We start from the raw sequence: 12,408 nt of genomic DNA on the forward strand, positions 1-12,408 counted from the left end.
TTTATTCACCATTAAGGGTAGCGACGAGTGTGCGGCTACCCGCATGGTTTCTATGCTCCCCTAAGTATATTCCTTGCCAAATTCCTAAGTTAAGTTGGCCGTGACTAATTGGAATGCTAATACTTGCCCCTAATAAGCTTGATTTTATATGTGCTGGCATATCATCACTGCCTTCATAAATATGCTCATAATAGCTAGCACCTTCAGGTGCTATGACATTAAAGTGCTTTTCCATATCAGAGCGAACAGTTGGATCGGCATTTTCATTTATCGTTAGTGATGCTGAAGAGTGCTTGATAAATAGATGTAAGATACCGCACTTGATAGCTGAAATTCCGGTCAGCTGATGTAATATTTCATCACTAACTAAGTGAAAGCCACGCCTTTTTGCTGATAATTGTATTTCTTGTTGTTGCCACATGCTAGATATCACCATTTATATTTATTAAACCGTCGCTATAAGTTTATATTAACTACTTACAGACATAAAAAAAGCACTATTAATATAGTGCTTTATTTGTTCACCTAGCGGGTTTACTCATCAAAACTAAATTCAATGTAAGCTTTACCAGCTTCCCCTTTCAGAGCAATGATAACCACAGGGCCTTTCGATTTATGATGAATGGTATGATCAGGGCCTGAAACAACGACAGGCGTCGCCATATCAAATTCAAAACCTTTTTCACTTAACATGCGTTTTGCGCCGCCAGTCACCATATTAGTAATTTCACCGACTAAATCAGTTATTTCATCATTTACTTCATCAGGCGCTTCGCCAACCATACCTTTCATAGTGGCTAGGGCTAATGGAGCATCAAAAGTAATAGATAATGACCCTTTAGTTTCAGGGCTCACCATACCAATTAAACCAGAAACATCACCGCTAGCAATTTCACCTTTTTTTAATTTAGGTTTTTCAGGGGTTAAATCCATCTGTGCCATAGTTGACATAACATTTAACATGGATGATAAAAACGGGTTAATAAACTCTACTTTCATGAAGCCTTCCGAGCCTTAGCTAGTTGCAATACTTTGATTTTGCACACTTCCGTAACAAATGTAAATCAATGGTGGAAAATATTTTACTGTTTGTCACCAGAGCTATCCATCTGGTTTTTCAAGTTCTTAATTTTAGCGACTCTACTATTATAATTAAACGTTAGGCTACCTTGCAGTTTAGTCTTGGGTGCAAAAGTTAAGTCTTGATAATTCACAGTATTTATTTGTTTAGCATAAGTATCGACGAGTATGGTATTTTTTACCACTAAATTAGCTAAAAAGTTTTCGCTAACACTCTCTTGATAAGCGAATATTTTTCCGCGTTTGACTTCAAAACCAATCCAATTTAATGGAATAGGGCGACTGTTTTTCTCCAGCATGAAATGCTCTTCAATATATTCTTGTATATATTGATCATAATTAGCATGCTCTGCTGAGAAGTGAGTTTGCTTAATCTCTGCGATAGTATTTTCAATATCATGGGCAGTAAATTGGTGGATGACTTCAATGTGTTTACTTTGAACATTAACACTAAGTTCGGTGACACCAAAGAAGTAAGTATGGGCAGCAGCGGGCGCTGCTAACCCAATAAGTAAGGTACTTATTAGTACCTTACTTATTAATGCGTTCAATAAAGAACGTGACAAAATTAACATTAGAGAGCGGCTTGCTTTTTAGTGTCTTCGTCAGTTGACTTTAAATCTTCATTAAAGTCATGCATCATGTCTTTTTTCTTTTTCTTGTATAGCTCAAAACGTGATTTAATAGGTCGAGCTGGCCAGTAGTTATTATTAACATCCACATCGGCAGTTTCCCAGTTTGGATCTATAGCTAATGCGGTTATTTCTTTATCACGAATTAATAGCTTTGATGTTTTCTTAGTATTCAAGCGCCAAATCTCAGCCGGAATTTTAATGAACTCTTTGCTGCCATCAGCGTAAGTAATATCTAAAAGAATAGGCATTACTAAGCCGCCGATATTTTCAAAATCAATTACGTAGAAGTTACTTTGATTAAGTAATAACTCTTTTTGCCATGGTTCGAGTTTCTTAATGTTCTCGTTATACGTGTTTCGAGCTGCGTTGGTAGCAGTGAACTTATCATGTTCATTATAAAAATCTAATAATTCAGGTTTGTCATGGGTACGACGCCATTGATCTTTATTTAAGATGTCCGAAATAAATTCTGGATTTTCATTATCTAAAGCACGTAACCAAGCTTCTTCAGTATCCGGGTTTTGGCTATCAGCTGTGTAAAGGTGAATATTACCTAATGCAATATCAACATGATCCGTTGTGTAGAACCAGCCCCTAAAGAACCAGTCTAGATCAACCGCAGAGGCATCTTCCATGGTACGGAAAAAATCTGCAGGAGTAGGGCGTTTAAACTTCCAACGCTGTGCATACTCTTTAAAAGCAAAATCAAATAATTCACGGCCCATAACAGTTTCACGTAAGATATTTAATGCTGTAGCAGGTTTACCATAAGCATTATTACCAAATTGTAAAATAGATTCAGAGTTCGTCATGATCGGCACTTGATTGTTACTTTTCATGTAACTGATGATATTAGCAGCATCACCACGACGAGATGGATAGCCTTCTTCCCATGCTTGTTCAGCAACAAACTGTAAAAAGGTATTTAAGCCTTCATCCATCCATGTCCATTGGCGTTCATCTGAATTGACTATCATAGGGAAGTAGTTATGACCTACTTCATGAATGATGACACCGACTAAACCGTATTTAGTGCGACGAGAATAGGTTTTTTCACCTGTTTCTTTATTTAAGGTTGGGCGAGGACCATTAAAAGTGATCATCGGGTATTCCATACCACCTACAGGGCCATTAACTGAGATTGACACAGGGTAGGGGTAGGCAAAAGTATACTTGTTGTATTGTTCCATAGTATGAATAATAGCTTCAGTAGAATACCTCTCCCATAAAGGGTTACCTTCGTTAGGGTAGAAAGACATTGCCATAGTGTCAGTACCACCTTCTTGGTAACCTTGCGCATCCCAAATGAACTTACGGCTAGAAGCAAAAGCGAAATCACGAACATTTTTCGCTTTAAAGTGCCAAGTTTTGTTTTTAGTAGCTCGAGACTTTTCATTAGCTAGCGCTTCGTCAGGAGTCACAACCAATACTGGCTTTTTAGCCTTTTCTGCTTGTTCTAAACGTTTACGTTGTGTTTTCGTTAATACTTTCTTCGGGTTTTGTAATACACCGGTAGCAGCGACAATGTGATCGGCAGGGACGGTTATTTTTACATCGTAATCACCAAATTCTAAGGCGAACTCACCACGACCTAAAAACTGTTTATTTTGCCAGCCCATTACATCATAGTAAGCAACGGCGCGAGGGAACCAACTAGCCACCTCGTATAAGTAATTATCGTCTTTTTTGAAGTACTCATAACCTGAGCGGCCACCCAGTACTTTCTGTTCATGTAACTGATAATTCCAAGCAACGTTAAATTCAGTGTTATCACCAGACTGTAACGGTTTTGGTAAATCGATACGTAACATAGTTCCGTTAATCACGTAAGGTAATGGCTTACCATTACGGGATGTAACCTTAGTAATAGTGTAACCACCATCAAACTTAGGCGTTTCAATCATTTTACGAGCGTTAGTATAAGTGACTTTTTCAAGTGGTTTTGTTGAAGTTGATAATTTTGCTTCTGAATTACGCTTTAATTTGTTTTGATCAAGTTGCAACCATATATAACGCAGGGTATCAGGGGAGTTATTTTGATATTTTATAGTTTCTGAACCTGTTAAACGTTGATTTTCATCATCAAGTTTAATGTCGATATCATAATCAACTTGTTGTTGCCAATACTTGTGGCCCGGAGCACCGGAAGCAGTGCGATAAACGTTAGGAGTTGGTAAAACTTCAGCTAACTGACGGAATTTGTCATCAGCGATAGTTTGTTTAGCTTGAGCATTATTACTTAATAAATTACTAGTGAAAGCAACTGTTAAGCAAACAAGTGCGGTTGAGATCGAATATTTCATAACCTTCCATCAAACAATGATATGTATATACAGGTGAATTTTGACCGGACGTTATATCATATATTCAAATTATTGGTAACGCTTGAAAGTTATTTTGAGATAAAAGGCAAATTAAACAAGATTAATGGCAATTTCTACAGTGGCCATGCGCTTCAACAATTTGATGACTAATTGTGAAGCCATTGGCATCAGCCATTGAGCGTAATGCTAAATCAAAGTTATTAGATTGAATTTCTTCCACATGACCACATTCATCACAAATTAATAGTTGTACTGGGTGGTTACAATCACCAAAGTGGTGACACATAATAAAAGCGTTAATCGATTCAATTTTATGGACAAAACCTTGCTTAGATAAGAAATCTAAAGCGCGATATATTGTCGCTGGTTTTGCTGCAGGGTCTAACTCTTTTAATTCGTCTAACAAATCATAGGCACCAACGGCACCTTCATGTTTAGCAAGAAGTAAAAATACTTGCTCACGAGTCTTAGTTAAACGAGCACCTTTGTTTTGGCAAACTTGCTGAGCTTGTATTAATAATTTTTCGGTAGACATAGCAGTTAAAATGATGATTTTTTTTCAGTTTAACATCATTGTTATTTATTGCACACGTGTGATGGTTTTATTATTGACAGAAATCATTATTATTTGATTCATTTATTTGTTATATTTTAGAATGACAGCGCTGTCTTTGGCGTTGTGAAATAGGTAATTATAATTGGATAAGATATGACACGTTACGTAGCTCTTGATGCCTTTAGGGGGATTACCATTGCTTTAATGATATTAGTAAATACACCCGGTAGTTGGGAGAATGTTTATTCACCTTTACTGCATGCTGATTGGCACGGGTGCACACCAACAGATTTAGTCTTTCCCTTTTTCTTATTTATTATTGGCTCAGCAATGTATTTCTCGTTTAAAAAGACAGGTTTTGAAGCGAGTAGTGAGCAATTTATTAAAATTTTTAAACGTGCTTCCATTATGTTTATTATTGGTTTTTTACTCAATACTATTCCCTTTAATACCCCCATCGAGCAGTGGCGTGTATTAGGCGTATTACAACGTATTGGTATTGCTTATGCTATTGCAGCATGCTTAGTGTTATTACTAAATCGTCGAGGCGTTTTTATCATTTCAACTATTATTTTACTTGCCTATTGGGGGATATTGCTCAGTATCGGGGAGGGAGCTTTAACACTTGAAGGTAATATTATAAGGCAGTTTGATATCGCAGTCTTAGGGAGTAATCATATGTATACCATGCGTGGTATCAGTTTTGATCCCGAAGGCTTGTTAAGTACTATACCTGCCGTTGTAAGCATGCTGTTAGGTTTTGAGTTAACACGTTATTTAACCAATATAAGCGATCTAAAATCTAGTGTAATTAAGCTGACGTTAATTGGTGGATTAGCGATAGGGTTAGGCGCACTATGGAGTATTATTTTACCTATCAACAAGTCTCTTTGGACCAGTTCGTATGTTATTTATTGCACAGGGTTTGCCTGTCTGCTATTAGCCGCTTTTATCTGGATAATAGATATCAAAGGTCAAACCAAATTGGTATCGCCTCTACTTGTGTACGGTACGAATCCACTATTTATATATGTAATCTCTTTTTTAACGGTGACTTTATATTTAAATATTCCGATAGGAGAAAATAATTTTTATCTTTGGTTATATGAAAAGTTTACGCTTATTGCTGATCCTAAATTGGCCTCTTTTTTATTTGCACTGAGTCATGTCGTGTTATTTTGGTATGTGTCATTAAAGTTATACCAACGAAAAATAGTCATCAAAATTTAGCCTTAATATAAGCTTGTATTTATGAATGCGATTTTTAGTTTTTCAATAATAAATAAAGCTGAGTAATCATGGTTTTATTGTTATGATTAGTAATGCAGTATTGATTGTTGGAGTACTATTAAAGAGTGAAAAAGCTAAGGCTATCTCAAGACGAAAATTTATCGATAAAAATAACGCATCAATTATTACCTGAAGCGCAGCAACGTGTGGATCTTTATTTTTCACTACCTGTTGAAATGGGCATTAGCCCAAGCACTTTAAATGCTGAAGATTACTTTTACAGTAATATAAAAAGTCATAGCGCCTACTACTCAGATCAAATACACCTTCCCTTAGTTCGAAGTCGTTTCATCAGTCAACGTTTTGAAGGGGAGGATAAAACAGAACAAAGTGATTACCGGCTTAACTTAAATTTATTTTCTTATCAGCTAAAAATAGCCTTAGATGCTGATATCAAACAAACGTTAAAGTTAAAGTCAGCTGAAGATTTTTATCCCGCGGCTATAGAATTAGCAGAGCAAATTGCTAATTTAATGAAAAAATTGCGCCGTTATACCCCGTCCGATAGTAAGTTAAGTTCTTTTTTTGAAAATGCTGATAACTACTTAAGTTGGCATATAGAACAATCGTTTCTAAAATTATTATCTAAAGGACCTAAAAGTAGTGACTTTGCTGTCGAGAGAGAGTTTTTATTGGCATTGTGCCGTGATGAAAACAATTATCGGATAGCGTGTAAATATAATTCAAAAATTACTTTAGATGATCCTAACCGAATAACAAATAAAATGCGCCTGTTACAGCGCTTGATAGAATATGGTGTGGTTTTTCAAAAGCACACACGTTATTTAGATGTAAATTTGAAACGTTTAGTCAGAGGGGGAGTTACTGCCGTGATCATGGCTTTCGTAATGCTCCTAGTGCTTAATGCTCGTTCAAGCTTTACAGAAGTTACCCTTGCTTTGATTGCCTTTTTAGGGGTGATTTACGGCTTAAGGGAAACCTTTAAAGAAGATCTTACCAGTCTTATTTGGCGTAAAATTCAAAAAGGGCGCCCTAAGTGGCAAAATTTATTTCGCCATAGTGTTAACCAAAAACGTATTCTCAGCCAAACACTGTGGTTGGAATACATCAATAGTAAAGATCTGCCCAAAACGGTCAATGATTTATTTCAACAACGACGTCAACAAAATAAACAAGCCGCGCAATTATTACATTTTCGTTGTGATAATAAGGTTATTGTTAAGAAATTCTTACCAGGCTATGACGAAATCCAGCAACAAATATTTTTCAATTTAACACCCATTGTTAGGTTTCTAAAGAAAGGAGCTGGGCGCCTATATACTCTGGATGGTCAGAAAATATCAAACCAAGGTGTAGAGCGTCGTTATCAAGTTAATCTTATTCTGCGTAATATTGACGATGAAGGAGAGCATTTACAGCGTTTTAAAATTACTTTAAATCGTAGCGAAATTATTAATATCGAAGGAATGAAAGAAGGGGTGTTAACATAAAAATTATGTTAACACCCCTTTATTACTTATTGAAAATTTTGAGTGTTAAATACTTCTTAGTTGTTGATAATTATTGGGTTTGTAACTAAGATTATACATGTTAAATTATTGTTATATGTCTTTTGTTTTTCTTTATATTGAATTTCTAACTATATTGCGCATTATGTAGTTAATTATACTATATTCAGTTAATAATAAGTAACTCTATAGAATTCGTTATAGTAAGGATTATCATGACTCAAATTAATAAAGTATTTTCAATCGTACTCGTTGTGCTATTTGTTGAGTCCATAGTTTTGGCCTTTGTGCACGGTACTTATATGGAAGCTTTTTTTGTCGGCGGACCGGCAATGCTAGTACCGCTTTGGATGATGAATACCGCTCCCAAAGCAGCGTTAACAAGACACTCTGCTGCGATAGCTGCAATGATATTTGCTTGTTTGCATATCCACCAAATGAACGGCCTGATTGAAGTACATTTCGAGATATTTATCTTAATGGCTATTTTAATTGTCTTTAGCGACTGGAAGTTATTTATTTCAGCGATAGCCCTAATTGCCGTTCATCATCTATCTTTTTATTTTATGCAAACCAATGGTATGAATGTCTTTGTATTTGATAAAGATCGTTTGTTATTTTCAACCGTTATATTACACGCAGCCTATGCTATTGTTGAGGCTGTTATTGCGGGCTTTATCGCAAAAATTTTATACGACGATAGCCAAGTTGGTAAAGAGCTTGCGAAAATAACACATAAATTAACGGCTGATGAAAACTCCCTTGATTTGAAAATAAGAACTAACGCGAATGATAACGCGGTATTAGAGGGGTTTAATCACTTACTCTCTGTACTTGATGATGTTGTTGTCGGCGTAAAAAATCAAACCAATGATTTTATTGTAAACTCTAATAATTTAATGACTGCGAAAATGGAGCTTGAAGCCTCTGCGAGCAATCGATTGCAAGAAACAGAAATGATTGCTTCTTCAGTTGAGGAAATGTCAGTGACGGTATCTTCAATAGCACAAGATACCTCTAAATTGAGTGACCAAATGCAAGACGCTAGTGCCGCTACAAAGGCCACCAATACTTACATAGAAGAAATAAATGTAAAAAATAATGAGCTAATTGACGCATTGAATAAAACCAGTGATGAAATAACAGCACTAGCAAGCTCTAGTGACGTTATCACTAATGTTTTATCTGAAATCACAAGTATTGCTGATCAAACTAACTTACTTGCTTTGAATGCTGCCATTGAAGCTGCTCGTGCTGGAGAGCAAGGACGAGGTTTTGCGGTCGTTGCTGATGAGGTAAGAGCGTTAGCAAACAGAACAAAGGAAAGTACTGATAAAATTGGTGATACTTTAACTAAATTGTCGAATCACTCAAAATCTTCAACACAGTCAATGGAAAACTGTATAAAGGCGGTGGATGTGGTGACTGAAGTTGCTGAGAAAGCAAATGAAGAAGTAACTAATGCTTCACAATTAGTATCATTGTCGAGTGATATTGCTAATTCTGTCGCTGCTGCGGTAGAGGAGCAATCGGTCACTACTGATGGTATTGCTCAAAGCACTGAAAATATGAGCTTATTAGGAAAAGATGATGCGATAAAGGTTGATATGCTAGCACAAGAAGCAAATCAAATATCTGAGTCGGTTACTTCTTTGGAGTCTAGCATTGCCTGCTTCAAATAATATTACACGCTATCATTATGTGGTGTTTTTACTTTGGCTCTCTTTAACATTGATAGCAGCGATATACTTTATTGGTAATCGTTTGATTCTATTCGACCCTCTCAATAAATTGTCAGGGAAAGGCAGTAGTGTCATTATCGAAAATATTAAACAGAATATTCAGCTAAGTAACAGTATGTCTGGTAGTTTCAATTTAAGTAATACCATCATTCATTTTACCAGCGATAATTGTTCATGTACTCAATTTAGTAAAGACCATAAGGTAGCGATTAACGATAAAGCCATAGGGGATGCTTTTAGAGTTATCAATATCAAATTACCTGAAGAATCACCGATAATTATTCCATCGACACCGTCAATTTTAATTGTAAACAAAGCCGAAGAGTTGTTGTATTTTGGTCCTTACTCTGCGGGTTTAGCTTGTTCAGAGTCTAATGGATACGTTGAAACCGTATTACAAAACTATGCGAATGGTTTTAATTCAAATTTAATTATTAATGATGTAAAAGGCTGTTACTGTAATATTTGATTGTAGCCAAATAGCCTGAGTTCGTAATACTTGGGTTTTGACCTTAACACTCACTGAAATCACTACCAACAATTGATGGTGATACCGTTGTTGGAATAGGACTATCATTTTGATTAAGATAATAGATATAACAATTGTCTTGATTTACGTTATTGCCAAAAGGAAAAATAACAAAACCTCTACCTGTGCCTAGTTCTGAGTGCCCTCTGCTTACAAACCAATTAATGCCACGTTGTCGAACACACCAATCTAAATTAGTGTCAGTGCAGTTATTGGATGATACTTGTTCAATGTTTTCAAAGTCGACAAGGTACGAAAATGTATTGTTCCAACGACCATCTGCGAGCTTGCCTCTCACTCTAATATTTTGACCACTACTCAAAGTAAATCTATTTTGATTGTTGTTCAGCAGGTCTGGACGAAGTTTTATTTTTAGCTCAATTAAGGATTCCGCTGATTTCAACGCCGCTTCCATGGTTAACATGTTGGCTTGTACGGCGTCTTTTTGTAAATCAATAAATTTTGGCGCAGCAACGACTGAGAGTATCCCTAATATAACAATAACCACTACTAGCTCTATTAAGGTGAAACCTTTATTTCCCATGTCATTGTTCTAAATTTAAAAGTGTTAAGTTCATGTTAACAGGCTTGTGCTTATCAATCTACGGTATTTGTAAAAAGCAGATGAAGTCATTTTTTAAACTTCGTCTATAATTAATATTTATGAAGATTTACCCTTAGACCTCTGAGTTTAATGGAGTTGTCTGTTTTAATTTTTCAATGGATTAAACAACCATGACACAAATTGAAAAATCAATTTATCGCTTATTCGAAATAACCCCTATCCCAATTGCGTTATCATTTCCTGATGGTCGTTTAGAGTATGTCAACCCAGCATTGAAGGCTATGCTCGGCTATGAAGGTGAGCACATTTATGCCGATGAGGTCACGATTACCCATTTAGATGATTTAAAATTAAATATGGACATAAGAACGCAGCTTAAAAGTAACCCTTGTCGGGCTATTACGGTAGACAAACGCTATTTACATAATAATGGCAGTACTGTGTATGCCCAGCTAAATATTGTTGGACAAGTTGAAGAAAATGGTGAAATCAAAAGGTTTATCGCGCAAATTATTGATTTGACTCAAATCAAAAAAGCAGATGCTGCCGAAATATTACTGAACTATTTGGTGAATCAATCTAATGATGCCGTTTACGTTGTCGATCCAAATTTTGGACAAATTTTAAATTGCAATCAGCTTGCCTATCGACGACTTGGCTACACTAAAGCAGAGTTATTAACTTTAACTGTTGCCCACCTTAACCCGGTATTCCAGCTTGAAGGAAAGTGGCAGCAGCATGTTGAAAAAATAAGAAGTGATGGCTCACTTATTCTTGAGTCTACGCACACACGTAAAGACGGTACTGATTTTTTTATCGAGGCAAGTATCAGTTTTATCGAATATGATAAAAAAAATTACCTTATTGCTATTGTTAGAGATATTTCTCGCAGAAAAAAGAAAGAGCAAGAAGCGCTAGAAAAAGCGGGTTTAGATCCGCTAACCAAGCTTCCCGACAGAAGAGTATTAGAAGGTAAGTTAACGGACATTTTTGAAAAAGCGAAAAAAAGAAATACCTATGTTGCTTTTATTTATATCGATCTTGATAACTTTAAGGAGTTAAATGACAACTATGGTCATGGTTTTGGCGATGATGTTTTAGTTAGTACCGCTAACAGACTTAAGCATACGATGAGAAAATCAGATCTTGTTATCCGTTTAGGTGGTGATGAATTTTTGGTGGTGATACCCAACATTGAAAATAAACCGTCAATAGAGCTATTGGCGAATAAAGTCATCGCCGAGTTTAACTCGCCATTTAAAATTCAAACTAAATTAGTTCAAGTGGAAGCTAGCCTTGGGGTTTCTGTTTATTCAGGCAAAGGTGGAGATGCTCATACGTTAATTCAATTAGCGGATGAAGCTATGTATCAGGCGAAAAAACATTCAGGAACGTCAATATACTATCTATAATAAGAAGTTATGTGTGGAGGAATACTTTAGTAAATATCGCCTAGCTTTTCTAATTGCGTTAAGTATATTCGTAAATCTAACTCTACTTGATGATAGTCGCTCATCATGTACTCACATAAATTATAAAATGCTTTGTTATGTTCTTTTTCTTTAATGTGGGCTAGTTCATGTACCACAATCATAGTTAAAAACTTTTCAGGTGATTTCTTAAACAAACTACCTATACGTACTTCATTTTTACTCTTTAATTTACTTCCTTGTTTCCGGGAAATGTAGGTATGCAATCCCAAGGCGTTATTGATGATATGAATTTTATCATCGTATTTAATTTGGCTTATTGGCGCTGACTTTTTTAAATACTGATTCTTGATGTTCATGACATAACCTCGCAAGGTTTTATCATTGCTTATCTGGTGTACTTTAGGGTATTTACTTAATAAGTATTTGGCTAAAGTATTGTTATCAAGCATGTGTTGGACTTGATATTGCACTTTTGGTGAATAAGCGGAAAGGTATTTTAACGTGTTTGACATCAGACCTAACGGTTTTCATATTGGCTTTTAATAGGTGTTATTATACGTGAATTTAGCAATACTGAGAATTGATAAAATAAGGATTAATATTTGTGTTTAGTCACGCTGTTGCTTTGTGTCATATCGCAGTATCCAGTATAATTGACAAAAATATCAGACGTTAATTATGACGACTGGACTCGCTTTACATTTAAGGTTTCACTGTTAATTATATGATTTCCCATAAGCTTTCTGTAGCCCCTATGCTCGATTGGATTTGTCTTTTTAAAATAC

12 protein-coding genes are annotated in these 12,408 nt (G+C 35.7%); 5 read left to right on the forward strand and 7 right to left on the reverse strand.

Annotated features, from left to right (window positions below):
• Position 1: 1 nt before the first annotated feature.
• The 5 genes from AC27IF_RS01595 to zur form a co-directional block, all read right to left on the reverse strand.
• On the reverse strand, positions 2–421 hold the full coding sequence (locus tag AC27IF_RS01595; protein WP_487051510.1) for a secondary thiamine-phosphate synthase enzyme YjbQ: 420 nt from the start codon (positions 419–421) through the stop codon (positions 2–4).
• Between the two features lie 113 nt (positions 422–534).
• Positions 535–999: a chemotaxis protein CheX gene (locus AC27IF_RS01600; protein WP_487051512.1), complete on the reverse strand. Its 465-nt coding sequence runs from the start codon at positions 997–999 to the stop codon at positions 535–537.
• 83 nt (positions 1,000–1,082) lie between these two features.
• A complete protein-coding gene (locus tag AC27IF_RS01605; RefSeq protein ID WP_487051514.1) occupies positions 1,083–1,655 on the reverse strand; it encodes a DUF6702 family protein in 573 nt (190 codons plus the stop codon).
• The gene (locus tag AC27IF_RS01610) at positions 1,655–4,018 is read right to left on the reverse strand and encodes a M1 family metallopeptidase (protein WP_487051516.1); all 2,364 of its coding nucleotides are present in this window, start codon (positions 4,016–4,018) and stop codon (positions 1,655–1,657) included. The genes AC27IF_RS01605 and AC27IF_RS01610 overlap by 1 nt, the downstream gene beginning before the upstream one ends.
• A gap of 121 nt (positions 4,019–4,139) precedes the next feature.
• The gene (gene zur, locus AC27IF_RS01615) at positions 4,140–4,574 is read right to left on the reverse strand and encodes a zinc uptake transcriptional repressor Zur (protein ID WP_487051517.1); all 435 of its coding nucleotides are present in this window, start codon (positions 4,572–4,574) and stop codon (positions 4,140–4,142) included.
• Between the two features lie 174 nt (positions 4,575–4,748).
• Between zur and AC27IF_RS01620 the strand changes: the two genes are divergently transcribed.
• The 4 genes from AC27IF_RS01620 to AC27IF_RS01635 all read left to right on the forward strand — a co-directional run bounded on the left by AC27IF_RS01620 (position 4,749) and on the right by AC27IF_RS01635 (position 9,565).
• The gene (locus AC27IF_RS01620) at positions 4,749–5,825 is read left to right on the forward strand and encodes an acyltransferase family protein (protein WP_487051519.1); all 1,077 of its coding nucleotides are present in this window, start codon (positions 4,749–4,751) and stop codon (positions 5,823–5,825) included.
• A gap of 125 nt (positions 5,826–5,950) precedes the next feature.
• Positions 5,951–7,336: a hypothetical protein gene (locus AC27IF_RS01625; RefSeq protein WP_487051521.1), complete on the forward strand. Its 1,386-nt coding sequence runs from the start codon at positions 5,951–5,953 to the stop codon at positions 7,334–7,336.
• Between the two features lie 233 nt (positions 7,337–7,569).
• Positions 7,570–9,036, forward strand: coding sequence for a methyl-accepting chemotaxis protein (locus tag AC27IF_RS01630; RefSeq protein WP_487051523.1), 1,467 nt, complete (start codon positions 7,570–7,572; stop codon positions 9,034–9,036).
• A complete protein-coding gene (locus AC27IF_RS01635) occupies positions 9,020–9,565 on the forward strand; it encodes a DUF6436 domain-containing protein (protein ID WP_487051525.1) in 546 nt (181 codons plus the stop codon). The genes AC27IF_RS01630 and AC27IF_RS01635 overlap by 17 nt, the downstream gene beginning before the upstream one ends.
• Before the next feature lie 43 nt (positions 9,566–9,608).
• Here AC27IF_RS01635 and AC27IF_RS01640 read toward each other — a convergent pair whose 3' ends face one another.
• Complete coding sequence (locus AC27IF_RS01640) at positions 9,609–10,169, reverse strand: type II secretion system protein (RefSeq protein WP_487051527.1); 561 nt, start codon at positions 10,167–10,169, stop codon at positions 9,609–9,611.
• 191 nt (positions 10,170–10,360) lie between these two features.
• Here AC27IF_RS01640 and AC27IF_RS01645 point away from each other — a divergent pair, with 191 nt between their 5' ends.
• Positions 10,361–11,602 carry a diguanylate cyclase domain-containing protein gene (locus tag AC27IF_RS01645; RefSeq protein ID WP_487051529.1) on the forward strand — a complete coding sequence of 414 codons (1,242 nt, stop codon included), beginning with the start codon at positions 10,361–10,363 and terminating at the stop codon, positions 11,600–11,602.
• Positions 11,603–11,628: 26 nt separating this feature from the next.
• Here AC27IF_RS01645 and AC27IF_RS01650 read toward each other — a convergent pair whose 3' ends face one another.
• Positions 11,629–12,135: a M48 metallopeptidase family protein gene (locus AC27IF_RS01650; protein ID WP_487051531.1), complete on the reverse strand. Its 507-nt coding sequence runs from the start codon at positions 12,133–12,135 to the stop codon at positions 11,629–11,631.
• Positions 12,136–12,408: the final 273 nt, after the last annotated feature.

It is taken from the genome of Colwellia sp. KS18-150 (assembly GCF_057551365.1).